Origin of the sequence: Paraburkholderia sp. CNPSo 3272 (assembly GCF_024206495.1) — a bacterium.
In the GTDB taxonomy this organism is placed as follows: Bacteria; Pseudomonadota; Gammaproteobacteria; order Burkholderiales; family Burkholderiaceae; genus Paraburkholderia.
Window position 1 is genome coordinate 64278 of the sequence record NZ_JAMBPQ010000006.1, and the last position, 25601, is coordinate 89878.

Annotated in this window: 17 protein-coding genes and 3 pseudogenes; 8 read left to right on the top strand and 12 right to left on the bottom strand. The window is 65.1% G+C overall.

Going from position 1 to position 25601, the window contains the following annotated elements; all coding sequences use genetic code 11:
* Positions 1-86: 86 nt before the first annotated feature.
* The 3 genes from M3I53_RS09765 to M3I53_RS09775 all read right to left on the bottom strand — a co-directional run bounded on the left by M3I53_RS09765 (position 87) and on the right by M3I53_RS09775 (position 5188).
* The gene (locus tag M3I53_RS09765) at positions 87-1499 is read right to left on the bottom strand and encodes a PLP-dependent aminotransferase family protein (protein WP_254315968.1); all 1413 of its coding nucleotides are present in this window, start codon (positions 1497-1499) and stop codon (positions 87-89) included.
* Positions 1500-1670: 171 nt separating this feature from the next.
* Positions 1671-4283, bottom strand: a complete 2613-nt coding sequence (gene ligD / locus M3I53_RS09770; protein ID WP_254315749.1) for a DNA ligase D — start codon at positions 4281-4283, stop codon at positions 1671-1673.
* Between the two features lie 44 nt (positions 4284-4327).
* Positions 4328-5188: a Ku protein gene (locus M3I53_RS09775; RefSeq protein WP_309249501.1), complete on the bottom strand. Its 861-nt coding sequence runs from the start codon at positions 5186-5188 to the stop codon at positions 4328-4330.
* Positions 5189-5435: 247 nt separating this feature from the next.
* Here M3I53_RS09775 and M3I53_RS09780 point away from each other — a divergent pair, with 247 nt between their 5' ends.
* Entirely contained in the window at positions 5436-8372 is a 2937-nt protein-coding gene (locus M3I53_RS09780) for a PAS domain S-box protein (RefSeq protein ID WP_254315750.1), read from the top strand.
* 18 nt (positions 8373-8390) lie between these two features.
* Here the strand turns inward: M3I53_RS09780 and M3I53_RS09785 are convergent, their stop codons facing one another.
* The 3 genes from M3I53_RS09785 to M3I53_RS09795 all read right to left on the bottom strand — a co-directional run bounded on the left by M3I53_RS09785 (position 8391) and on the right by M3I53_RS09795 (position 12179).
* Entirely contained in the window at positions 8391-9539 is a 1149-nt protein-coding gene (locus tag M3I53_RS09785; RefSeq protein ID WP_254315751.1) for a branched-chain amino acid ABC transporter substrate-binding protein, read from the bottom strand.
* A gap of 76 nt (positions 9540-9615) precedes the next feature.
* Entirely contained in the window at positions 9616-10848 is a 1233-nt protein-coding gene (locus M3I53_RS09790) for an FAD-binding oxidoreductase (protein WP_254315752.1), read from the bottom strand.
* Positions 10848-12179 (bottom strand): amino acid permease, encoded by a 1332-nt coding sequence (locus M3I53_RS09795; RefSeq protein ID WP_254315753.1) that lies wholly within the window; start codon positions 12177-12179, stop codon positions 10848-10850. Before M3I53_RS09795 ends, M3I53_RS09790 begins: the two co-directional genes overlap by 1 nt.
* A 365-nt stretch (positions 12180-12544) precedes the next feature.
* Here M3I53_RS09795 and M3I53_RS09800 point away from each other — a divergent pair, with 365 nt between their 5' ends.
* Together M3I53_RS09800 and M3I53_RS09805 are read left to right on the top strand one after the other, a co-directional pair.
* On the top strand, positions 12545-13972 hold the full coding sequence (locus M3I53_RS09800; RefSeq protein ID WP_254315754.1) for a PLP-dependent aminotransferase family protein: 1428 nt from the start codon (positions 12545-12547) through the stop codon (positions 13970-13972).
* Positions 13973-14307: 335 nt separating this feature from the next.
* Entirely contained in the window at positions 14308-14847 is a 540-nt protein-coding gene (locus tag M3I53_RS09805) for a hypothetical protein (protein WP_254315755.1), read from the top strand.
* A gap of 79 nt (positions 14848-14926) precedes the next feature.
* On the opposite strand, the pseudogene M3I53_RS09810 reads toward M3I53_RS09805, so the two are convergent.
* Together M3I53_RS09810 and M3I53_RS09815 are read right to left on the bottom strand one after the other, a co-directional pair.
* A pseudogene (locus tag M3I53_RS09810) lies at positions 14927-15277 on the bottom strand (EAL domain-containing protein); the annotation flags it as partial.
* Entirely contained in the window at positions 15265-15456 is a 192-nt protein-coding gene (locus M3I53_RS09815; protein ID WP_254315982.1) for a hypothetical protein, read from the bottom strand. The pseudogene M3I53_RS09810 and the gene M3I53_RS09815, both read right to left, overlap by 13 nt.
* A 199-nt stretch (positions 15457-15655) precedes the next feature.
* Between M3I53_RS09815 and M3I53_RS09820 the strand changes: the two genes are divergently transcribed.
* A complete protein-coding gene (locus M3I53_RS09820; protein WP_254315756.1) occupies positions 15656-17122 on the top strand; it encodes an MFS transporter in 1467 nt (488 codons plus the stop codon).
* A gap of 42 nt (positions 17123-17164) precedes the next feature.
* Here the strand turns inward: M3I53_RS09820 and tssJ are convergent, their stop codons facing one another.
* The 3 genes and pseudogenes from tssJ to tssF all read right to left on the bottom strand — a co-directional run.
* Entirely contained in the window at positions 17165-17695 is a 531-nt protein-coding gene (gene tssJ / locus M3I53_RS09825; protein ID WP_254315757.1) for a type VI secretion system lipoprotein TssJ, read from the bottom strand.
* Between the two features lie 13 nt (positions 17696-17708).
* On the bottom strand, positions 17709-18824 hold the full coding sequence (gene tssG, locus M3I53_RS09830; RefSeq protein WP_254315758.1) for a type VI secretion system baseplate subunit TssG: 1116 nt from the start codon (positions 18822-18824) through the stop codon (positions 17709-17711).
* Positions 18821-19870 (bottom strand): annotated as a pseudogene (gene tssF, locus M3I53_RS09835) (type VI secretion system baseplate subunit TssF); the annotation flags it as partial. The pseudogene tssF and the gene tssG, both read right to left, overlap by 4 nt.
* Here tssF and tssD point away from each other — a divergent pair.
* From tssD to M3I53_RS09855, 4 genes and pseudogenes are all read left to right on the top strand, one after another.
* Positions 19845-20144 (top strand): annotated as a pseudogene (gene tssD, locus M3I53_RS09840) (type VI secretion system tube protein TssD); the annotation flags it as partial. The pseudogenes tssF and tssD sit on opposite strands and share 26 nt — an antisense overlap.
* 153 nt (positions 20145-20297) lie before the next feature.
* A complete protein-coding gene (gene tssH, locus M3I53_RS09845) occupies positions 20298-23024 on the top strand; it encodes a type VI secretion system ATPase TssH (RefSeq protein WP_254315759.1) in 2727 nt (908 codons plus the stop codon).
* A 13-nt stretch (positions 23025-23037) separates the two neighbouring features.
* Complete coding sequence (tssE, locus tag M3I53_RS09850; RefSeq protein ID WP_254315760.1) at positions 23038-23469, top strand: type VI secretion system baseplate subunit TssE; 432 nt, start codon at positions 23038-23040, stop codon at positions 23467-23469.
* Between the two features lie 218 nt (positions 23470-23687).
* Entirely contained in the window at positions 23688-24026 is a 339-nt protein-coding gene (locus M3I53_RS09855; RefSeq protein WP_246088922.1) for a DUF2322 family protein, read from the top strand.
* 49 nt (positions 24027-24075) lie between these two features.
* Here the strand turns inward: M3I53_RS09855 and M3I53_RS09860 are convergent, their stop codons facing one another.
* The gene (locus M3I53_RS09860; protein WP_254315761.1) at positions 24076-25515 is read right to left on the bottom strand and encodes an MFS transporter; all 1440 of its coding nucleotides are present in this window, start codon (positions 25513-25515) and stop codon (positions 24076-24078) included.
* Between the last annotated feature and the right edge of the window lie 86 nt (positions 25516-25601).

Genomic DNA, 25601 nt, shown 5'->3' on the forward strand with positions numbered 1-25601 from the left:
AATCTGTGCAATCCAGTCTAATGAGCCAAAACGTGCTTTCTAATGTCCTGGTACAATCCGCGCGCCAGCGCAGCGAGCGAAGTCGACTAGCTGAAGTCGTGCACGTGCGGATACTGCTCGAATACGCCCGCCATCGTCTGCAGCGCGTTGCGGCATGCGGTGTCCGACGCTTCCGCGCCAAGGCTGATGCGCACAGCATTGGGACGCTGGGTGCCGCCCACGAGAAATGGGTCCGGCGAGGTCACCGCAATCTGGCGATTGCGCAATTCGCGCACCAGGCGGTCCGCCTGCCAGTAGTCGGGCACACGCAGCCAGGCGGAAAGCGCGTTGGGATGCGCGCCGAGCACATAGTCGCCCAACGCCTCGCGCACCATTGCCTGGCGCGCGGCGAGCCGCTCGCGCTGCAGTTCCACGAGGCGCCGCGCGGTGCCGTCCATGATCCAGCGCGTGGCGATTTCCGCGATCGGCGAGGTCGCCATCCAACTGCTCACGCGCAGGACGCTTTCCACGCGCAGCGCAAGGCGGCGCGGCATGGCGAGATAGCCCGTGCGCAGTCCGGTGAGCACCGATTTGGTCATGCTCGTGCAATAGAACGCCAGCTCGGGAATCAGGCTCGCGACAGGCGTATTGGCTTTCGCGGGCAGCGCGCCATACACATCGTCCTCGATCACGTACACGCCGTAGCGCTGCGCAATGCGCGCAATCGCGCGACGGCGCGAATCGGGCAGGACGGACATGGTGGGATTGTTGAAGGTCGGCGTGCACACGAGCGCACTCACGCGCTCGCTGTCGCACATCTCCTCGAAATGCTCGGGACGGATGCCGTATTCATCGATTTCGAGCCCCTTGAGCGTGAAGCCCAGCACGTTTGCCGAGCCGATCACGCCGTGATCCGTGAGGCTCTCGCAGAGCACGGTGTCGCCGGGGCCCACCGTAGACGCGAGCGCGAGGAAAATGCCGTGCGCCGCGCCATTGGTGATGAGGAGCGATTCGGGTCCGACCGGCATGTTGAGCGAGGCGAGCCACGCCGCGCCCGCCTGGCGATGATGCTCGAAGCCCGCGATGGGGCGAAACGAGCGAATCCAGGGCTGATCGTCCAGCGTGGCGAGCGTCGCGCACACTTCGCGCCACGCGGCGTCGTGCTGCGGCGTGTGGACGATGCGCGCAATCGAAAAGTCCACGATCTCGCGCTCGGCCGTGTCGAGAATATAGTTCGACATAGACTCGGTCACGCGCGCGGCGACGAAGCTGCCGCGCCCCACCTCGCAGCGAATCAGGCCCTGTCTTTCGAGTTCCTTGTAGGCATTGGTGACCGTCTGCACGCTCACGCCCAGTTCCGCCGCCACCTCGCGCTGCGGAGCGAGGCGCACGCCGGAAACGAGCGCGCCACGCTCGATGTCCTGTGCAATCGCCTTGACCAGCCGTTTGTATTTGGACTCCGCGCCGTGGGCGGCCCCGACCGCGTCACGCCACTCGCCCGAAATCGTCGCCCACGCCATCTCCATCCGCTCCTCGGTAAGCGTTCATGGTCGCTCAGAAACGGGGCGGAAAATAATTGTCTCAGGACAATTGCGGGTAAAAAAGGACAATTGGGCTGCAAAATCGACACCGCCTGCGAAGCCGACCGAGGCGACGAGCCGGCGGGCTGGTTGGCATCTGACGATAAGCTTTCACTTCGCGCCGAGTTGTTTCCACATAGCGGCCGTAATCCGTTGGCGCGCCTTTTCGTAGCCGCTCCACGGATCGGCGCGCAGCGCTTCGAGCCGCTCGCGCACGTTCGCGACGTTCCACTGGTCGCCGCCAGTGAGCGTATGAAGTTCGTCCCAGTCCACGGGCACCGAGACGCCGAGACCGGGCCGCGCCCGCGGCGCATAAGCCGCGGCCGTGCTCGCGCCGCGGCTGTTGCGCAGATAGTCCACGAAGATGCGTCCCTTGCGGTTTTGTGCCCCCATCTTGGCGCTGAAGCGCTCGGGCAGCGTCGCCGCCATGTGGTTCGCCACCGCGCGCGCGAAGTCCTTCGCCTCCTCCCAGCCGGCATGGCGCGTGAGCGGCACCACCAGGTGCAGGCCCCGGCCGCCGCTCGTCTTGCACCACGCCCGCAGGCCCAGCGCGTCGAGCAGTTCGCGCGTTAGCTGCGCAGCCTCGAGCATGCGCTCCCATGCGAGCGAGGGATCGGGGTCCAGGTCGAAGACGATGCGGTCGGGCTTTTCGATGCTCGACGCCAGCGCATTCCAGGTGTGCAATTCGATCGTGTCCATCTGCGCGGCGCCGACCAGCGCCACGGGGGAATCGAGCGTGAGCAGCGGCGCATGGCCCGGATCGAGGTCGGCGTGCTGCGTGGCATGGGGAATCTGCAGCGCGTTGGCGTGCTTCTGGAAGAAAAGCTCGCCGCCCACGCCCTTGGGCGCGCGCGCGAGGGCCACGGGCCGCCCCTGCACGTGCGGCAGCAGCCATGTGGAGATCTCTTCGAAGTACTGAACGAGATCGATCTTGCGCAGTCCGCTTTGCGCGTCGATTACGCGTTCGGGATGCGTGATGCGCACGCCGGCGACCTCGGCTTCGTCATGCGCGGCGCGGCGCGTGCGGCTCGCCCTCTTTGGCGCGCTCGCCGAAGCCTGTTTTTCCACCTTTTTTTCACGCTGGTTCGCCCCCGCTTGCACGGGCGGCGATTGCGCTTCGCGCACGATGTCCTTCGCGGGCTTGTCCGCGCGCAGCCCGACGAACGACGCCTGGCGCACCACGCCCGCGCTCGTCCAGGTCTTGAAGCGCACTTCCGCCACGAGTTCGGGCCGCACCCAGTGCACGCCCGCGCGACGCTCGGCCGCCGGCACCGCAGCGAACGGCGACGTTTGGCGCTCGCGCGCACGCAGCTCGCCCGCAATCGCGTCGAGCCGCGCTGCGTCGAAACCCGTTCCCACCTTGCCGGCATATTGCAGCGCGCCATCGTCGCCATATACGCCGATCAGCAGCGCGCCGAACCCTTCGCGGCTGCCCTTCGGTTCCGTAAAGCCGCCGATCACGAATTCCTGGCGCCGTGAGCAGCGCAGCTTGAGCCACGCGGCGCTGCGCGTGGACGTGTAACGGCTGTCGCGCCGTTTGGCGACGAGTCCTTCGAGATTCGCCTCGCAGGCGGCCGCGAGGAGTGCCTGCGGCTCGCCCTCGAAGGCCTCCGAAAAGCGCAGCGCCTCGTCTGGCTTATGGGCAAGCAGCTCAGAGAGCTTGCCGCGCCGCGCCTCGAGCGCCACACCGCGTAAATCCTCGCCGTCGAGCCAGGGCAGATCGAAGAGCCAGAACGTGATGTCGCCGGCGCGGCCCGCATCGAACGCATTCTGCAGCGCCTGGAAATTGGGCACGCCGGCTGCGTCGAGCACCACGGCCTCGCCGTCCAGCCACGCCGATTCGACGTTGAGCGCGCGCAGCGCTTCCACCTGGCGCGGGAACTTCGCGGTCCAGTCGTTGCCGGTGCGCGTGAAGATGCGCACATCGCCCTTGCCGCGCGCGCGCCGGTCGATGCGTGCCAGCACGCGGTAGCCGTCGAACTTCATTTCGTAGAGCCAGGTGTCGCCGCTCGGAGGGGCGTCGGCGGGCGTCGCGAGTTCAGGGGCAAGCGTGTCCGGCAGCGGCGCGCGCACCGCGCCTTCCAGTGCGGTCGCCGCGCCCTGCTTCGCAGCCCCGTTGCCCGACCGGGTGCGCTTTTTCGACGCTTTCGGTGTTTTCGACACTTTCGACGCGGCTGGTTCGTCCTCGACTATGTGGACTTCATCTTCGGACGCGGCGGCGTCGTCGCGCTGCTTGATGAGCAGCCAGCTCTCCTGTTTGCCATCGTGCATGGGGCTGCGCACGAGCGTCCAGCCGCCGTGCAGCCGCTCGCCCTCCAGTGTGAACTTGAGTTTGCCTTGCGCATAGCCTTCGCGCGCGCCGCGCAAGCCGCCCTCGGGGCGCCATACGCCGTGGTCCCAGATCGCCACCGTGCCAGCGCCGTAGCTGCCTTCCGGAATGCGCCCTTCGAACGAGCCATATTCGAGCGGATGATCCTCCACATGCACGGCGAGCCGTTTCACCGTCGGGTCAAGGCTCGGGCCCTTGGGAATGGCCCATGATTTGAGCGTGCCATCCAGTTCGAGGCGAAAGTCGTAATGCAGCCGCCGCGCGTCGTGACGCTGGATCACGAACGACCCTTCACCGTCTCGGGCCCGTGCGCTGTGGCGGGCGGCCCTGCCGCGCGGCTCCGGCGTTTCGTCGAAACGGCGCTTCTGTTCGTACACTTCGAGCTTGTGCTTCATCGTTCGCCCCTTGTTCCTCTCTCTGCGAGTCGCGCTCGCGCTCATCACGCCGCGCGCCGTCCGCGTTTCGGCGCCGCCTTCCCAGGCGGCGCACTCGCGCCGCTCTCGCCGCGTTTGCCGAGACTGCGCCTGAGCAGCCCGGAAAGGTCGACGATCTCCGCGCTGCGCCGTTCGAGCGCTGGTGCCTCGACGTGCATGAGTTCGTGCGCCTTCCCTTCGCGCGACTTGCGCCCGGCCAGTTCGAGAATCGCGTCGCGGTAGGTGTCGCGATACGTTTCGGGATCCCAGTCCGTGCTCATCTCGTCGATGAGCTTGCGCGCCATTTGCAACTCATGTGTGCTCACGCCCGCGGCTTTTGCACTTCCGGGCAGGCGCTTCACCGCATCGAACTCGCGCACCTCGGTGGCCCACCGCAGCGTTTGCAGCGCAAGCGCGGGGCCCGCCGCCACGAGCGCCGCGAGATGCTGCCGGCTGTGCAGCACGACGGTTGCGATGCCGATCTTGCCGCTCGCCGCGAGCGCGTCGCGCAAGAGCGCATAGGGCTTGGCCGCGCGCTTGTCGGGGGCGAGCCAGTACGGCGTGTCGAGGTAGAGAAAGGAGACCTGCGCTGCCTCCACGAACGCTAGCAAGTCGACCGTCTGCGTCGACTCGGGGCTCGCGGCCTTGATCTCCTCGTCGGACATCACCACGTACGTGCCTTTTTCATATTCGTAGCCGCGCACCGTATCGTCGTGCTGGATCCGCTTGCCCGTGCGCTTGTTGATCTGCTGGTAGCCGACCGGGTCCAGCGTGCGCCGGTCGAGCAGATTGAAGCCGGTACGCTCGCTCTGCGTAGCCGGGAACACTTCGACCGGCACATACACGAGCCCGAACGTGATGGCGCCTTTCCATATCGCGCGTGACATGTTCGCATCCTCCTCTTTCTTTCGCACCGTCCGGCTTTTAAGCAAACGCAGTGCCCACTGCGCTTTGCGGGCCGCCCCGGCATACGCGGCGTTCAAAGGGCCGCAACAAAAACGCACGGGCCTCCTGCGGTTTTCATCTACGGGAATACGCGATGCGCACCCGCGAACACAATGGGCGCCGTCGGCGTTCGCACCTTGCACCCAAGGTGCGAATGCAGGCACGGCGGACGACTAAAGCGGAGGGAGCATGCAAGAGAACGGCGCACCTGCGCTCACGGTCGAGGAAACGCTGATCACCGAAGCCCTGGTGAACCGCCCGAACCGACTGCCCGATTACGAGGGCGAGAGCCGTGCGCTTGCTGCGCTCACGCGGGAAATGGCGAGTAATCCCTCAGGTGTACTGCCTATGCTGGCGCGGCTCGCCCTTGCGCTTTGCCGCGCCGAGTCGGCCGGCGTGAGCGTGCCCGAGCGCGACGGCCCCACGATCCAGTTCCGGTGGGACGCCGTGGCCGGCGAACTGGCCGGCCACGTGGGCCGCACGCTTCCCGGCGACGACTGCGAGAGCGGCGTGACCGCGGGGCGCAATACCATGCTTCTGTTCGATCGCCCCGCACGCTGCTTTGCTTCGTACCGCGCGATCGAGCCGCCCATCCGCGAAGCGCTGCACGTCCCCTGGCACGTCAACGGCACGGTGGTCGGCACGGTCTGGGCCGTGACGCACGGCGAGGAAAAACATTTCGACGCCGAAGACGCGCGCCTGCTGGAAGGCCTCGCTTCGTGCGCGAGCGCCGCGCACCAGTTGACGAGCGCGCTGAGCGACGCCCAGGACGCGGGCCGCAATCTCGCGCACCAGGTGGCCGAACGCACGCGCACGCTGCAGAACCTCAACACGAAGCTCCACGACGAAGCCCGGCAGCGCAAGCACGTCGAGGATGCGCTGCGGGAGAGCGAAGCGCGCCTGCAGGCCGCCATCTCCATCGAAACCGTGGGCGTGCTGTTCTTCGACCTCGACGGCACCATGGCCGACGCCAACGGCGCATTCGAGCAGATGAGCGGCTATAGCCGCGAGGATTTGCGCGCCGCGGTGCACTGGGACCGGCTCGTGCCGCTCGAATTCCTCGGCGTCACGACGCGCGCGGTCACCGACCTCGCCACCACCGGACGCACACAGCCCTATGAGCGGCAGTTGATCCGCAAGGACGGCACGCGCTGGTGGGGGCTTTTTGCGCCGACGCGGATCTCGGGCTCGGGCATGGCCTCGAAGTGCGCCGAATTCGCGCTGGACATTACGGAACGCAAGCGCGTAGAGACTGAATGCATGGACAGCGAGGAGCGCTTTCGCGCATTGGTGGAAGGCTTTGCGCAGGCCGTGTGGGAAGCCGATGCACGGGGTCAGGCCGAGTCGGTCTCGCCCGGCTGGTCGGACTATACCGGCCAGCCCGCCGAAGAGTGGCTCGGCGAAGGCTGGGCCAACGCCGTTCATCCCGACGACCGCGCCAACGCGCTGCGCCAATGGAAGGACGCGGTCGCGGCGCAGCGTGTGGTGAACGCGGAACATCGCCTGCAGGTCGCCACGGGCGGCTGGCGCTGGACCAACCTGCGCGCCGCGCCGATCTGGAACGCGGACGGCACGGTGCGCAAGTGGGTGGGCATGAATATCGACGTGGACGACCGCCGCAGCGCCCAGGAAGCCCTGCGCGAAAGCGAGGCGCGCTTTCGAGCGCTAGCCGAAGCGTCGCCCGCGCTGATCTGGCAAATCGACACGCAAGGCAACACGGTCTATCTGAACCAGCGATATATCACGGCGATCGGCCTGACGCCCGGACAACTGCTCGAAACCGGCTGGCACACGATCGTGCATCCGCGCGATCTGCCCGGCTTTCTTTCGCGCGTACAGGCCGCACAGCAGGACCATTGCGCGTTCCAGAGCCGGCTGCGCGTGAAACTCAAGGACACAGGCTGGCACTGGTTCGAAACCTGCTGTGCGCCGTGGTTTTCCGCGAACGGCGAGTTTCGCGGCCACGTCTGTGTGTCGATCGACGTGACCGAAGCCGTGAACGCCGAAGACGCGCTCAAGGAAGCCGACCGGCGCAAGGACGAATTCCTCGCGACGCTCGCGCACGAACTGCGCAATCCGCTCGCGCCCATTGCCAATGCGCTGCACCTCATCCGCCGCAGCGCGTTTCCCGCGGACTCCGCGCCGATCCTCGACATGCTCGATCGGCAGGTGCATCACATGGTGCGACTCATCGACGACCTGATGGAAGTGTCACGCATCACGCGCGGCAAGATCGGCCTCGTGAAGGCGCCCGTGGCGCTCGCGGAAATCATCGCGAACGCCGTCGAAACCAGCCGCCCCGCGATCGATCAGGCGCATCATGAACTGGGCATCTCGCTGCCCGACGCGCCGCTCGTTCTCGACGCCGATCGTGTGCGGCTCACCCAGGTCTTCGCGAACATGCTCAACAACGCGGCGCGCTACACCGACACGGGCGGTCAGATCCGGCTCGACGCGACGCGCGAAGGCGAGTGGGTCGTCGTCGCGCTGAGCGATACGGGAATCGGCATGTCGGCGGGGCAGATCGATCAGGTGTTCGAAATGTTCACCCAGGTCAGCCGCCCCGCCGACCGCAACCAGGGTGGTCTTGGCATTGGCCTCACCATGGTGCGCCATCTCGTGCGCATGCACGGCGGCACGGTCGAGGCGGCGAGCGCCGGCCCCGGCAAAGGCAGCACCTTCACGGTGCGCCTGCCGCTCTCCCAGCAGACGCTCGCCGAAGCGCGCGAGAGCCCGGCGGCCTTGGCGCGCGCCGGGAAGCCGCTCGCGGGCAAGCGCATTCTCGTGGTCGACGACAACCGCGACGCCGCGGATTCGCTCGCCATGGTGCTCTCGAGCGAAGGCGCGCAAGTGCGCGTGGTCTACGACGGCGCCGCCGCGCTCGGCGCACTGCAGCAGTCGGTGCCGCATGCGGTCGTGCTCGACATCGGCATGCCCGGCATGGACGGCTACGAAATCGCGCGGCAGATCCGTCAAAGCCCGCGCTACGTCGGCCTGCACATCATCGCGCTCACGGGTTGGGGCCAGCACGCCGACCGGCTGCGCTCGCGCATGAGCGGCATCGACTCGCATCTCACGAAGCCGGTCGATTTCCACACCCTGTTCGATCTGCTGGTCGCGCGCTGAAACGCCCCCGCGCGCACTTCACACGCCATTGCCCCCGAGCGTCTTAAGACTCTTCCACTGGCCCTGCTGCACTTCGAAGAGCGTATAAGGCGGCCTGATCAGGTCGCCGTGCGGATCGAACGCGATATTGCCAGTCACGCCCGCCACCGTCACCTTCGGGAAGCTCGCGACGATCTTCGCACGGTCGAGCGAATCGGCATTGCGAATCGCCTTCAGCATGGCGAGCGCGGCGTCATAGGCGAACGGTGCATACAGTTCGACATCCTGATTGAAGCGCGCCTTGTAGCGCTTCGCGAACGCCTGCGCGGAAGGCAGCTTGTCGAGCGCCGGCCCCGGTTCGAGGTCCTGCGTGCCCTCGCCCGCCGGGCCCGCGATCTGCAGGAAGGCATTGCTCTTCAGCGCGCCCGCGCCGAACAGGCGCGCCGGCATGCCGAGCGTACGCATCTGCTTGGCAAGCATCGCGCCCTGTTCGTCGAGGCCGCCAAAGAAAATCACATCGACGTTTTTCTGCTTGAGCGAGGTGAGAATAGCGCGAAAATCCACGGCCTTGTCGTTGGTGAACTCGCGGTCGACGATATTGCCGTTGACTTCCTTCGCGCCTTTCTCGAACGCGTCGGCGAGCCCCTGGCCGAAGGCCGTGCGGTCGTCGATGATGCCGATGCGCTTCGCCTTCAACTGCTCCACCGCGAACTTGCCGGCGATCACGCCGCCTATCCCGTCGTTGCCCATGGTGCGAAACACGTTTGCGTAGCCCTGCTGGGTCAACGCCGGGTTCGTGGAGCCCGGCGTGATCATCGCGACGTTCGCATTGTGATAAACCGTCGAAGCGGGAATGCTGCAGCCAGAGTTGTAGTGGCCGATCACGCCGACCACGCCGTCGTCCACCAGCTTTTGCGCCACCTGCACGGCCACGTGCGGATCGGCCTGGTCGTCCTGCACGTCGAGCACGTACTTCACAGGCTTGCCGGCAATGACCGGATGTTTGGCGTTCTCCTCGTCAATCGCGAGCTGCGCGCCATACTGCAAGTCCTTGCCGACGCGCGCCACCGGGCCGGTGAGCGGACCCGCGAAGCCGATCTTCACAACCTCGGGGTCGGCCGCCTGCGCGGGGCCGTGCAAGCCCATCAGCCCGAGGGCCATCGTTAGTACGAGAGTGCGGCGGTTCATGATGCTCATCCTCGCTGGGAGACTGTTGGGTGAGTTGTTACGTGGCTGTTGGCTGGAAAGTGGCTTGAAACAGGGATTAGAAACGGCGCGGACTATAAGGCGCGAGATCGATCGAAGGCGCACGTTGCGCAACGAGATCGGCGATCACGCTGCCCGTCACGCCGCCGAGCGTCACGCCCAGATGCTGGTGGCCGAACGCATAGATCACGCGCGGCGAGCGGCTCGACGCGCCCACCACGGGCAGCGCGTCGGGCAGGCTCGGCCGGAAGCCGAGCCAGTCGCTGTCCGGTTCCGGCAGTCCGGGCAGCGCCTCCTGCGCGGAACGCGTCAGCAGGCGCAGCAGGTCCGCGTTCTTGCCCGCGCCGTTGGCCGCCAACTCGACGGTGCCCGCCGCGCGGATGCCGCCATCCATCGGCGTCATGTAGAAGCCGCGCTCGGCCCAGCCGCACGGGCGCGAAATTCGGTTAGCGGTGCCAGGAAAGCGCACGTGGTAGCCGCGCTCGACGCCCAGCGGTACCGCGTCGCCGCATTGGCGCGCGAGGCGCCCCGAAAATGCGCCCGCGCACACAATGGCCTGTTCTGCGTCATGCGCCTCGCCCGCCGTATCGATCAGTTTTACCGCGCCAGCCGCTGGCTCCAGCGTTTCGACGGCAACGCGCCGGTGCACGAGACCGCGCTGCGTCAACATCGCATGCAAGGCCTGCAGAAAACCGCGCGGATCGCTCAGAAACCAACTGCCCTTGAAGAGCGTGCCTTGACAGAAGAGCGGCGCGAGGCCGGGCTCCAGTTGTGCGATCTCGCTGCGCGCGAGCGTTTCGAACGCCACACCGAGCGAGCGCCGCAGCTCGAGCGCCGGCTGCGCGGCCTCGAACGACGCCGCGCTGGAATACAGGTAGAGGCATTCGCGTTCGCGCACGAAAGCCGCGAGCGTGTCGACGGCGAGCATTTCGCGGTAGCCTTCGAAGGCACGCGAGAGCAGTTGCGCAAGCGCGTTCACGCTGCCCGCGTAGCGGCGCGGCGTTGCGCTGAGCAGGAACCGCGTGAGCCACGGCGCGAGCTCCGGCACATCGCCCCAACGGATGCGCAGCGGGCTCGTCGACGAGAACAGAAAGCGCGGGATGTTGCGGAACACGTCCGGGTTGTTCACGGGAATGCACGCATAGTTCGCGAACGTGCCCGCGTTGCCGTAGGAAGCGCCCTCGCCCGGACCCAGCGGGTCGTACAGCGTCACGCTGTGCCCGTCGCGCATGAGCCAGTACGCGCACGACAACCCCACGAAACCCGCGCCGATGACAGCGACTTGCGCCATTACTTCTTCCAGTTGGTTGCGGGCTCACGGAAATCCTGCACGTGAGTCCTCTTGCGTGTGAGCAGGTAAGCCGCCGACACCACCGCCAGGCTCGCGAGGCTCGCCATGAGCTGGCCCGCGAGCGCGTGGTCGAAGCCCATCGCGCAGAGCACGCCGGCAATGGCCGCCACCACGGCCCACGAAAGCCAGGGAAAGAGCCACATCCTGAACGTGAGCCGTTCGGGCTCCGTTGCCTCCAGGCGCCTGCGAATCACGATCTGCGAAACCGCGATGGAGAAATACACGAACAGCATGACCGCGCCCGATGCACTGACGAGATACAGGAACACGCCCTGCGGCGAAACGATTGCCGCGACGATGGCCACGTAGCCGACGATACTGCTCGCGAGCACGGCGAGGCGCGGCACGCGGCTCTTCGAGAGCTTGAGCAGCGCGCGCGGGGCGTCGCGGCGCTCGGCGAGCCGGAACACGATGCGCGACGACACATAGAGCCCGGAGTTCAGCGCCGACAGCACGGCCACCAGGACGATTGCATTCATGATGTCCGCGGCGCCCGGAATATGCATGGTTTCGAGCGCCGCCACGAACGGCGAATAGCCCACCTTGATGCTCGCCCACGGCACGATGCACGCGATCACGAATAGCGAGCCGACATAGAACGTGATGACGCGCAGGATTACCGAGCGCGTCATCGACGCAACGTTGCGGCCCGGATCGTCGGATTCGGCGGCGGCAATGGTCGCGATCTCCGCACCGCCCACCGCGAAGATCACCGTGGGCACACCCGCGAAGATCGACATCGCGCCGAACGGCATGAAGCCGTGATTGCCGCTCAGATTGTTCACGGTCTGATGCCACGAGCTGAACCCCAACAGGTAGCTCGCGCCCACCACGATGAACACGATGATTGCCGCCACCTTGATCGACGCAAACCAGTACTCGAATTCTCCATATGATTTCACCGAGAGCAGATTCACTGCCGTCATGAGCGAAAGGAGCACGAGCCCGATCAGCCAGACCGGTGCGGGAATCCAGCGCTGCAGGATGCCCGCGCCCGCCACCGCCTCCACGGCAACCACGATCACCCAGAAGTACCAGTAGAGCCAGCCGTTCGTGAATCCGGCCCAGTCGCCGAGACCAATACGCGTGAACTCCGTGAACGAGCCGACGCCCGGATGCGCGAGCGCCATCTCGCCAAGCATGCGCATGACGAACAACACGACGATGCCCGCCAGCAGGTAGCTCAGGCAGGCAGCCGGTCCCATCGCGCTGATGGTGGCGCTGCTGCCGACGAAGAGCCCCGCGCCGATGATCCCGCCGAGCGAAATCATCGTGACGTGCCGCTTGCGCAGCGAATGACCAAGAGGTGTGGATGTTGCGCTTGGAGCGTGTGTGGGTTGCCGGGTTGCCACGAGCCTGTCCTCCTGTAATACAGTGCGTGTTGCGCCGAACTGCTAGCCGAACAAAATTGAATTCATACTCACACAATAATTTTTTGTGTGCAATCAAAAAGGCTTTGTGTGGAGACCAGGAAATTCCCTGGTGGATGAGGTTCCGGCTCGCAGCAAAGGCAGCTAAACTTCCGACATATATCGTATTATTCGATTATGGATACGGTGACGGTGCTGGCGATCCACCTCACAGCAGCAAGCCAACGTGAAAAGACGATCGAGTTTTGTATGGAGTTACTACTTGCATGAAAGCCGACGATTACCAGACAAAATCGGATGACGCTGTCCGGACAAAAGGTCGTCAAGCCACGTATCTGGAGGTCTCCCGCAATCTCGAGGAGCAGGTGCGCAGCGGTCAATACCCACCGGGCAGCCGCCTGCCGCCGCAGCGCGATCTGGCCGTGGAACTGGGCATCAATGTCTCCACCGTCTCGCGCGCGTATAAGGAGTTGCAGGCGCGCGGGCTGATCGTGGCGAGCAAGCGGCGCGGCTCGATCGTCACCGGCGGGGCCATGCCTGCTGTCGGCGCCGCGGCGCAGCGCGGCAGCCAAGCGAGCGGCGCTGATGCGAGCGGCGTGGTGGACCTCACCGTCAACCGGCCGGCGACCGGAGAATTTCTCGCGCAGCTCGCCCGCACGATGGCATCGATCTCGCGCGACCCGCGCTTTGCGGAAACCCAGGAATACCAGCCGCCGCAGGGCGCCGAATGGGCGCGCGCGGCTGGCGCGCAATGGATCGCCGCGCCCGGCTTCACGCCCTCGCCCGAGAATCTCGTCGTGACGAGCGGCGCGCAGCACGGCCTCTATGCGGTCCTGAGCAGCCTGATGGGACACGAAGGGGTGATCCTCTCCGACAAGCTGACTTACTACGGCCTCAAGGCGCTCGCTCCTGTGTTCCAGTTCGAGCTGGTCGGGGTCCCCAGCGACGCCGAAGGCCTGCTGCCCGACCAGCTCGAAGACGCGTGCCGCCGCATGCCGGTGAAGGCGATCTTCACCGTGCCGAACCTGCAGAACCCCAGCGTTGTCACGATGAGCCTGGAGCGGCGCCTCGCGCTCGTGGAGATCGCGCGTCGCCATCACGTCGCCATCATCGAGGACGACGTGTACGGGCCGTTGCTGCGCAAGCGCCTGCCGACCATCGCGAGCCTGTGCCCCGAACTGACCTTCCACGTGGCCTCCACTTCGAAGGTGCTCGCGCCGGGGCTGCGCATCGGCTATCTGCTCACACCGCCGCATGGTGCGCCACTCGCTGCCGAAGCCGTGCGTACGACGGCCTGGATGCCCGCGCCGCTCACCACCCTCGTCACCACGCGCTGGATCGAGGACGGCACCGCGCGCCTCATCCTCGAAGCGCAGCGTGCGGAGCTGCAGGCACGGCAGGAACTCGCGCTCGAGATCCTGCCGCGCGATCTGCTCAACAGCGACCCGGCGTGCATGTTCGTGTGGCTGCGCGTGCCGGCGCCGTGGCGTTCCGACGACTTCGCCGCCAACGCGCTCGCGCGCGGTGTAAACACCATGCCCGCCTCGGCGTTCGCGGTGGACCGCTCGACACTCGAGCACGGCGTGCGCATCAACCTCGCGTGCGCAACCTCGCGGGAGCAACTGGCGCGTGCGCTGAAGGTCCTCGCGCGCACGCTGCAGGACCGCCCGCGCGCCCTCTTTGGCACGATCTAGGCTGCCCCCGGATTTTCCCCAATGCGGTGGTGTTGATGCGCTCGCCTGTGGCGCGAGCCCATCGAGCCTGCGCATGACCATGCGCAATTTCTTCCGCTGCAAGTGCGGCCCACGCTGCCCGAATCGGTCATAACGTCCGCGATGTTAGGCAACGACGCTGGACACCGTCCGCGCGCTGGTGGACTTCGCATCCATCTGCATGACGTGCGCGCACATTCGGCTGGCAGGAAGCAAATCAGGTACTAGAATGCATTGGTGCAGTGATGCAAAGGCAGTCTGTTCGGCAAGAACGTTCGACAGTTTGATGTTTCGAGTTCGTCATTGGAGGCATGCTCATGACGTGCCTGAACGAAAAGATTGTCGGTGCAGCCTTTTTTATGCTGAGCGGTTATGCATTCGCTCAGAGCACCGGTGTGAACATTCCCGAAACCATGACGGTCGCCAATATCCCGTCAATGCCCCTGGAAGTGGTGCCGGCGCTGCCACCGGAACCCATGGCGTACCTCCACCGGTACGAAATGGAATATCAGACAAATCCGTCCAAACCGTTTTACGCGCAAGTCGAAAGCTTTTATAGCGCGCCGATGGCACAGGACAAATACCATTACGACTTCGTGAAATCCGCGCCTGTAAGCCGTTACGATGCGCAGCAGCAGGCTGCACGGCCAACCGCCGAATATCTGCAGATGGGCCCTTCCACAGCGGCGCAAATCTCGATTCTGCAGGTGCCGGACAGCACGCTGAACATCGGCGCCCAACCTCAGCGCAGGCTGTCGCTGACCGTCGACGAGTGGGTGTTTTCCGCCACCGCACGCGTCGCCATTCTTCATTCGCATAGCACAGGCGCAACGGTTACGGTTCGACGCGGTTTCTAAATCCGCGTATTGGATAAGGATTGCAGACTTCCTGTACGCCGACATTTCGCAACTTCGGCTTACCGGATGCGTATTCGCGCTAGCGCAGCGGCGACGACACCGCATAACGCACGAGGCTCGCCTCGCGCTGCATTTCGGCAATGCTCGCAGCCGAGCCCGGCCGCCGGTAGAAGTAGCCCTGCGCATAGCGAATGCCCAGGCGTTGCAGCATCTCGTGCTGCGCCTCGGTCTCGACACCCTCCGCAATGATCTCCATGTCGAAGTGGCTAGCCAGCGCCACGATCCCCTTGACCAGCTGATCGCCGCGCCGCTCGAGTTGTCGGACGAACTGCCCGTCGATCTTCACGTAGTCGAACGGAAAGCGCCCCAGCGTGTCGAGGTTGCTGTGGTGCGTGCCGAAGTCGTCGATGGCGAACTTTACGCCGCGGGTCCCTGGGCGATCAGACCTTCGTGCTTGCGGATCGACTTGTCGCCTTCCCTCACACCGACGGCCGCCGCGAGCAACAGCAGACTTGCGGCGCAGACGAAAATGACGATGGCGGCGAGCGTGGTCGTGAGGCCCGACAAACGGAACTTGCGAACTGGAGAGCACGTACCTGGTTTTGTCATGGGCACACCTGGCATGGATGACGTGCCCCGTTCCGGACATGATCCGGACATAGGCTCCCTGCACGTCAACCGCTTTTGTATGAACAGATGATACGTGCCGCCAACGTTTGCTCACATGCTGCCTTTCTGTTTGCGCGCGCCCGCATTTCAGGAACGGCGCATGCTCCAACGCAACCCGTGCTGAACCGCACCCTGACTGATGAATCATCCCAATACGACCGAGACGACTGACAAGCCGCCCATCATCGAAACCACGCTGCCCGCGCGCCTCGATCGCTTGCCGTGGGGCCGCTTTCATGTGCTCATCGTCGTGGCGCTGGGCGTCACCTGGCTGCTCGATGGTCTTGAAGTCACGCTGGCCGGTGCCGTGGCGAGTGCGCTAAAAACGAGCCCGGTGCTGCATCTCGACAACGCGCAGGTGGGCCTGGCGGGCAGCGCGTACATTGCGGGCGCGGTGTGCGGCGCGCTCGGCTTCGGCTGGCTCACCGACCGGCTGGGCCGCCGCAAGCTCTTCTTCATCACGCTCGCCGTTTATCTGCTGGCCACCGCCGCGACGGCGTTCTCGTGGAGCTTCGCGAGCTTCGTGGCGTTTCGCGCGATCACTGGCGCGGGCATCGGCGGCGAGTACGCAGCCATCAATTCGACGATCCAGGAGTTCACACCCGCGCGCGTGCGCGGCTGGACCGACCTCAGCATCAACGGCACGTTCTGGGTGGGCGCGGCGATCGGCGCTGCCGGCTCGGTCGTGCTCCTCGACCCGCACCTGCTGCCCGCGGACTGGGGCTGGCGCGTGTGCTTTTTCATCGGGGCGGTACTCGCGCTCATCATCTTGCCCATGCGCCGCTGGATTCCGGAAAGCCCGCGATGGCTGCTCACGCACGGCGACCACGACGAGGCGAAACGCATCGTCGAGGGCATCGAAACGCGCTTTCGCGATGCGGGCCATACGCTGGAAGACACGCCTGACGACCCGCTGCGTCTGCATGCGCGCAGCCATACACCGCTGAGCGCGGTGTTTCATGCCATATTCGTGCGTCATCGCCGTCGCGCGCTGGTGGGACTTTCGCTCATGACCGCGCAGGCCTTCTTCTACAACGCGATTTTCTTCACCTACGCGCTCGTGCTCACCGAGTTCTATCACGTGCCGGGCGGCGACGTGGGCCTCTATCTGCTGCCGTTCGCGCTCGGCAACTTCCTCGGGCCGATCGTGCTGGGGCGCCTCTTCGACGTGATTGGCCGGCGCACGATGATCGCCGCGACCTATGCGCTCTCGGGCGTGCTGCTCACGGCGAGCGGCTGGTTGTTCGAGCAAGGCATGCTCACCGCGACGATGCAAACCGGCGCGTGGATGGTGATTTTCTTTTTCGCCTCGGCCGCGGCGAGTTCCGCGTATCTGACTGTAAGCGAGTCATTTCCGCTGGAGATTCGGGCGCTCGCCATCGCCGTGTTCTATGCGTTCGGCACGGCGCTGGGCGGCATCATCGGCCCGGCGTTCTTCGGACGACTGATCGATACGCACCAGCGCAGCGAAGTGTTCACGGGCTATGTGGTGGGGTCGGCGCTTATGATCGCGGCTGCGCTCGTAGCCGCGATCTGGGGCGTGGACGCGGAGCGCAAGTCGCTCGAACATGTGGCCGCGCCGCTTTCGTCTGTCGGCGAGGAGTAGGTTCGCTCCGTTATATCGAACTACACCCGGCTATCCCTGATCTCACTGTGAGGCTTTCCGGGACGAGTCGTCTGCGGCGAGCAGAAGCTGGTCGACGAGTTCGAGCTTCAGCGGCTTATCGGCATCGAGCTTCGTTTTCTCGATCACGTATTTCCAGCCGTTGCCACTACCCGGGTTCCTGTAGAGCGCGACGATGGCCACGTACTTGGTGTCGGCTTTCATCGGCTGCGAGAGACTCGCCGACGCCCCCGGGTTCAACGCAGCGGCCATGCTGTCCTGCAGGTCCTGCGCGAGTACCGTGCGGTCGTTTTTCAGGAGATCGTCATACGATGCGCCATCGAACAGCTTGCGATCCCTGAGCTGGTAGATGCGTACCGCGACCGAAGTCGGCCGGCCGGCATCGTCCGGATTTAGAGCCTCGCGTGCGGACAGATCGACGTTGAGTACCTTGACCTGTTTGTAAAACACGGCGTGCCAGGCATTCGACGACGTGTCGGAAACGGCCTGCCAGGCGCCGCAGGCCGACAGTAGAAAGGCAGATGCAGCAGTGGCAATGGCCAGGCGGATAAACATCGTGGTTCCCCGGTTATGTGCGTTTCGGAATCAGGTAGGGATTGGGCGCCGGTGTGGGGAAGGCCTCGGTCACACCGAGCGGAATGGTAATCGTGCGCTCTTCCACGGCAGGCAGCACCGTGGTCCAGCCAAGCCGCGGCGCAGGTCCGGCCGATACCGTGTTGATCGTGCCAATCGTCGGCAAAGGCGCGATCCGCGACGACACCTGCATGCGCAGATGAACGTCGGCTTTCACGCCCACGTAAAGGCGTACGAATGCCAGCAGTTCTCGGTTCAGCCACGCCCCCGGCAAGAGGTCGTGTGCCTGTTGCGCGTTGGCGGGACGCAGCGTCACCCGAACGGCTCGACCACGCCAGGCCAGCCGCCTGCCCAGCACATACCCCCCGCCCAGACCGCGCTGAGCGCCGTTCTCCGATTCCTGCGCCTGAGGGCGTGAGCCCAGCGGCCTCGGTAGACCGGGGCGGGTAACCGCCGGGAAAAACTCGTCGGCGCGCACTTCCACGCCCGGCACGGCCAGCGCAATCACTCCCGCGAGGCCCTCTGGCGTGCGGGTCTTGAGACATAGCAGCCCCAGCAGCGCCAGCAAGCGGCAATCAGGCAGCCCCGCGCGCCCGGGTTTGTCGCCCCAGCCAAATCCGACCAGGCCCAGCAGGTTGCGTGAATGGGCGTCGGTCCCGCCCGGCCGGAAGCTCTCCGGATAGCGGTACTTCTTCCATGCGCGGTACAGCATCGTGACGAAGCGGTGATCGAACCGGTCGAGAAACGACTCGACCGCCTCATGCCCCTCCTCGCGCAAGACGATGTCGTCGATCATGTGCGGAGGTACCGCCGCATCGACGCCGTACAGACCCATGAAGGTCGTGCGCACGGTGGGCCGCACCGACCGCGCAGTTTCATCTGCCGCGTCGCCGAAGTCGACCGCGGCGACTTCGCCCGCAGGAAATCCGACGCGCGGCCACGACCCGAAGCGCACGGCTTCATGCTCGGGCGTATCGCGCGTGCCCAGGCCCGGTCGATCCGGCGCGCTTACCTCGAGCAGGCGGCACAACTGCATGAAGTTCATCCGGGGCGCGCGGGCCAGCAGCGATGCAACCAGGGGCTCAAAATTGGGAAAATCCTCTGGCTTCATAGCGGGGAACGTTCTGCCTTGCTGCGCGGCCACACCGTGCGGGTCTGCGATGGCAGGCTTACGATCGAAAGTTTCGTGAACAGGTTGATTTCCGCGTATAGCGCGAAGAACCGGTGCAGCAGTTCGCCGAACAGCATCACGTCGCCCTCACCCGCGAACGCATGTGAATCGAGCGTGACCTCGATCAGCACGCCACGCTCGACCGAGCCGCCCGAGACCTCCTCGAGCAGTTCCTCCGAAACCCAGAGGATGCCGTTAAGGCGTCGCCGGTTCAGCTCGTCATCGGTCCAGTCGTAGAGGCCGAGCGCGCCGCGCAGCACCTCCGCGTCCATCAGCGACAGGAAGTTGGGCGCCAGATGCGACAAAACCCGCCACTGGAACCGGTCATCCGTCGGGGGATAGAGCGGGAGCGTGGGCGCAACCAGGTTGCGCACGCCCGCGACGTTCGGCGTGCTCGCGGCGAGTTCGCTGAGGCTCGCCTCGCGCAGCCCCTTGCGCGGCAGCATCCCGTTGGTGCCGGTCACGCGCAGCGAGAGGCTTTCCTCCGGCAGCGTCTCCATCGTCTCCCAGGCGTGTCCACCCAGGACGACCCACGTCTCATGTAGTCCCGATATGCCGGGACGCACGCGCGCGTGGAAATACCGCTCCGGCGCCTCGTGACGCAGCATGCCGCCGCGATGCCGGAACGTGGCAAACGGGACGTATTCGTAGCGCTCTGCCGTCACATGGTCGAAGGACTCGATCGCATCGACCGCATACGTTTCGACGTGTTCACCCTGATGGCCCGCCGGCACGACACGGTATTCCGTCTCGTGGTGGTTGATCTCGATGGGCTCGGCGTCGAGTTCGAAGAGATTGATGACTGGCGAGCAAAACAGTCGCACGTTGTCACGGCTGAAACGCTGGTCAGACGGGTAGGACTCCTTGAGGATGAATTCCAGCTCGAAGCGGGTTGTTCCCCCGCGCAACCTGGCCACGTCGAGCCCACACAGGTCGACGAAAAGGAACTTTTCCCTGAAAGAAAAATATTCGAGCAGGAGCTGGTATCTCTACAAGGCGGTGACGAGCGGCCAGACGCTCAAGTCGGCCGAGATCAAGTGGTACAAGATCGACGACGCCGGCAAGGAGAAGGAATACTTCAACACTAAGCTCGAGAACGTGAAGGTCGTGGCGGTCCGTCCGAGGATGCTCGACATCAAGATCCCCGACTACGAAAAACACAACCATCTCGAGGAAGTCGAGTTGCGTTACGAGACCATCACGTGGTCCTATAAGGACGGCAATATCATCCACAAGGACACCTGGAACGAGCGCTCCTGAGCCCTGCTTCCTGACGATGGTCCGGGGACCGTCTCCGCATGACGGCTCTCTCTTGCCAGTCCGCGCACGCGGACTGGTGTTTGTTGCTGCACCGGACGGCCACTTCGAGTGGCCGCCCTCTTTCTCCCCTGCGCCCGCACAGGCAGCCACGACATGACCCTGTACAACGACCGAAGCACACATTCCCGCGATATCAGCCAACTCCTGCGCGGGCTCAATCCCCATTGCGCGGCGGCGCTCGAGGCAGCAGCCAGTCTGTGCCAGACACGGCTTGCGGATGAAATCACGGTCGAGCACTGGCTACTCAAACTGCTAGAAGCCGGCGACGGTGATATCCCCGCTATCCTGGACCACTACGATCTGGACGTGGATCCCATATGGAACGCGTTGCTCGGCGCCATCGAGCACACCCCGCGCAACTTGCGCGGCCGGCCGGGCCTCTCCCCGCAACTGGCGGCCGTCCTGCAGGACGCCTGGTCCCATGCGCTCAACCTCGCCGATGCACATGAGACGACGATCCGCTCGGGGCATGTTCTGCAAGCCATCGTCGAGGCGCCACACGTGCTGCGTACACGCGCCACGTGGCCGCTGCTGTCCGTGAGCGGCGCGCAGATCCAGCGTCTGCTGCCTCGTCTGGGGGCCCGTACGAGCGAAACCCCGCCCGAACGCCCAGAACCGGAAGCGGCCGCTGTCAACGCGGCGACAGCGGCGGACAGCACAGATCTTGCGCGACCGGCGAACGCAACGCCGGCGATCGTACGCCGCGTCGACGGTGATGCACTCGCGCGCTTTGCGATCGACATCACCGGCAAGGCGCGCGACGGCCAGATCGATCCGGTCTTTGGCCGCGATCGCGAGATCCAGCAGATGGTCGACGTCCTCGCGCGCCGACGCAAGAACAACCCCATCCTCGTAGGGGAGCCGGGCGTGGGAAAAACAGCGCTCGTCGAGGGCCTCGCGCTTCGTGTGGCTGAAGGCACGGTGCCCAACGTTATCCGCGATGTGCGTATTCTCACGCTCGACCTTGGCCTGCTCCAGGCGGGCGCAGGCGTGAAAGGCGAATTCGAGCAACGCCTGAAAAATGTGATCGACGAGGTGCAGGCATCCAGCGTGCCGATCCTGCTCTTCATCGACGAGGCGCATACGCTCATCGGCGCAGGCAATGCGGCCGGCGGCGCCGATGCGGCGAACCTGCTCAAACCCGCGCTCGCGCGCGGCGAATTGCGCACGATCGCGGCAACGACCTGGTCGGAATACAAGGAATATTTCGAGCGCGACGCCGCGCTCGAGCGGCGCTTCCAGATGATCAAGGTGGAGGAGCCAGATGACAATGCTGCTTGCCTGATGCTGCGCGGGCTCAAGAGTCGTTATGCGCAATACCACAACGTGCACATTCGCGATGAAGCCCTCGTGGCCGCTGTCAAGCTCTCGCGCCGTTACATCCCTGCCAGGCAGTTGCCGGACAAGGCTGTCGACCTGATTGACACTGCTGCAGCGCGGGTAAGGATGGGTCTCGAATCGCCCCCGGCCGACCTGCAGCGCGCACGCGCGGCCGTCTCCGCGCTTGAACTGGAACGCGCGATGTTGGAAGACGACGCCCGGGCGGGCATGCCGGAGATGAAGATGCGGCAGGCGGAACTTTGTGCGGCACTCCTCGTGGCGCAGGCCGGGCTTGACGCGATGCAGCAGCGTTATGAGCGGGAACTTGCGTTCGTGCATAAACTGCATGAACAGCGGGATGCTGCATCGGGTGGCCAGCCCGACTCCCTCGCGCAGGCCCAGCAGGCGCTCCAATGTGTCCAGGGCAAGACACCCCTGATTTTCGCGGACGTAGACGCGCAGGCAGTGGCGCGCGTGGTCGCCGAATGGACCGGCGTGCCGGTTGGGAATCTCGTCGAGGACGAACTGCAGAGCCTTCTCGCGCTCGAGGCGCAGCTCGCGAAACGGGTTGTCGCCCAGGACGACGCGCTCGTAGCGCTCGCGGAAAGCCTGCGCACCGCCAAGGTCGGATTGAAGAACGAGCACGCACCGCTCGGCGTGTTTTTGCTCGCCGGTCCCTCCGGTGTGGGCAAGACTGAGACGGCCCTCGCATTGGCCGACCTGCTGTTCGGCGGCGAGGCGGCGCTCACCACGATCAACATGTCAGAGTACCAGGAAGCCCATACGGTTTCGCAGCTCAAAGGCTCGCCGCCGGGCTATGTCGGTTATGGCCGCGGCGGCGTGCTCACGGAGGCGGTGCGACAACGCCCGTACAGCATCGTGCTGCTCGACGAAATCGAAAAAGCCCATCGCGACGTACTGGACTTGTTCTACCAGGTATTCGATCGAGGCGCGATGCGCGACGCAGAGGGGCGCGAAATTGATTTTCGCAACTGCGTGATCCTGATGACCTCCAACCTCGGCAGTGCGCAGATCGACGAATTCACTGCCGACAATCCCGCCAGCGCGCAGCCCGCGCTACTCGAGGCCATCCACCCACAGCTCGTCGCGCACTTCCAGCCGGCGCTGCTCGCGCGTTTCCAGACGCTGGTATACAAGCCCCTCGACGCAATAGCACTCGGCGCCATCGTGCGCCAGAAGCTCGACAAGGTGGCTGGACGCCTGAAACGTCAGCACGGTGTCGAACTGGTTTGCGACGATTCCCTGATTGCGGCCATGGCCGAGCTTTGCCTTGCCCGTGAATCCGGCGCACGCAACGTGGATGCATTCCTGAACCAGCGCGTGCTCCCGACTGTGTCGCGTGAGTTGCTCACCCGCATGGCGAGCGGCACGACGCCGGCGAAGATTGTCCTGTCGAGTTCGGCTGAAGGCAGTCTCACGATTGATTTCGTGGATCAGGCTGAGCCGGTCGCGGTCATGACCGAAACAACATCCGCGTAAAGGAGGCCTCGCCATGCCGACAGGCCCGTCCCTCTACGACATGCTGCTTGGCCACATCAACGGCGAGGCACTCGACAACCACGATGAGAACACGCTCGAAATCTTGAGCGTTCAGGCAAACATCGGGCGAATCCTGAATACGCGGGCGGGTGCGCTCAAGCACGTACCAGACTTTGGTTTGCCGGACCTGACCGACGTCTACCAGAACCTGCCTGCGTCAGTCCACGATTTGCGCAACCAGATGGAAAACACGCTGCTCAAGTTCGAGCCGCGTCTGCGTTCGATCGACATCGAGATCAGCGACAAGCCCGATCCGGGGCTCCTCGTGAGCTTCACAATGGTCTGCCATCTGAGGAAGGCCGGGCTGGTCCGGTTCGGAACGTATTTCGAGCCGCCCGGGCGCATGCGTGTCGAGCGGCTCGTCAATCGCGAGCGTGAGCGATAGCGCGTTTCCGATCCTTCTTATGCGACGGCGCCTGGAATCCGAAGTGGTGTTCGACGCGCGTCTATTCGACCACCATCCGCGTTCGGCAGCGCTCGCGCCCTCGCGGATCGAAGCCCGCGCGACGCACTTCAGCCGACTACATCGACCGGCGCGCGCCCTGATCAGCTAAGATACGGCTCCGCGAAAGCCATTTATCGAACCAACGGAGTGTTTCAGTGATCCAGGCAATTCAACCGGGCGCCGTCTTCAAGGACAATCTCGCACTGCTGCCGGGCATCGACGGCATCGAGCGCATCGATCTCGTGGACGCTCAGGGCAACGTCGCCGCGAGCATCGAAAACAAACCCGGCAAGCAGGGCTCGCTCGCGGTCTACCACTATCTGCGCGAAGCCTTCGGCACGCTCGACTCCAACGCGGCCGAGCATGGCCTCGCCGTGTTCGCCGAGCACACCGTCGACGCACGCAATCGTCCGGGGGCGCACCCGAACGTCGATCGTCTGCTCGAAATCGCAGCAGGCGGCCCGACGCTGCGCATCGACGTGATCGCCGCAGCCTGAGCGTTGCCTTCGCAGGCGTGCCAGCCGGCACGCCTCCTTCCGTGGCGACTCAAGCCGAAAGCTCTTCGAGCCGCACGCCATTCGTGCGCGGCCCAAATCCGCCGATGGAAATCATCACCGCGAGCATGCACACGGTGATGCCGGCGAACACACCGCTCACGCCAAAATCGCGCAACAACGCGGCGATGATGAAACCCGACATCATCGCGCCGACGCGGCTCGCGGAATAGACAATGCCGTTGGCACTGCAGCGGACCGCCGTGGGGAAAAGCTCTGCCTGGTAAGCGTGATAGCACACGGAAATGGTCTGCCCCGCAAGACTGATCAGGACACCGAGCGAAATCAGCGCGAGCGGCCCGCGCGCCTGCGCGAACAGCAAGCCGAACACGATCACCGCGAACGCCGAGCCGACGATGAGCCACTTACGCTCGATGCGATCGGCCACGAGCATCGCGAGCAGCGGCCCGCACGGCAGTGCAATGGCAATTACGACCGCATAGAACAGGCTCTTCGTGACGGTCACGCCCTGCCCGATCAGGAGCGTGGGGACCCAGTTCGCGAAGCCGTAGTAGCCCACGGCCTGGCAGAGGTTGAACGCGATCAGCATGATGAGGCGCGCGCGGTAGGGCGGCTTCCAGAGTTCCGCGAGCGAAGCGCGCCGGTGCGCGGGCAGCACGAGCGTGGGCGAAGGCTCGGGCAAGGGCTTGCCGCTTTCAATCACCGCGCGTTGCTCCATCTGCGAGATCACGCGTTCGGCCGCCTCGGTTTGACCATGCGTGACGAGCCAACGCGGGCTTTCCGGCACGGCGCGGCGCACGAACCAGACGATCGCCGCACCGAGCGAGCCGGCGAGCACGACCCAGCGCCAGCCGTCGAGACCGAGCGGCGCCTGCGGCACGAGCCACCACGACAGCAGCGCCGAAATGGGCGCCGCCGCAAACATGATCGCCTGATTCAGCGCCATGGCGCGGCCGCGCATCTGCTGCGGGACCATCTCCGTGACATAGCTGTCGATGGTGACGATCTCGATGCCCACGCCGATGCCGGTGATGAAGCGCCACAGGATCAGCCCCTGCGAGGTATGCTGAAACGCCATCGCCACCGAGCCCACCGAATACCAGAGCAGCGAGAACGTAAAGACGCTTCGTCGTCCGAATCGATCGGGGAGCCAGCCGAAGCAGAATGTGCCGATGAAAAGACCCGCGAAAGTCGCGGCCACGAAGGCCCCGATGCCGTTGAAGCCGAAAAATGCGTGCGTGGTGGTCTGCAGCATGCCGCTTTTCGCCATGCCCGGCGCGATATAGCCCGTGAAAATGAGATCGTAGACCTCGAAGAAGCCGCCCAGCGAGATCAACATGACCAGCATCCAGAGCTGGCGCGTGGCGGGCAGGCGGTCTAGCCGAGCGGAAAGCGCTGCCGCCGCGCGATTGCCTACGGGTGGGGCCGTGACGGCGTCGAGCGGCGCGTCCGCGCCGAGGGTTCGTTGCATGCTTGTCTCCGTGACGACGCCTCGCCGGGCGTCATTCTTGTGAACGCGGGGGCCGCGATCGCGCGGCGCGTGCGAGCGTCTGCCGG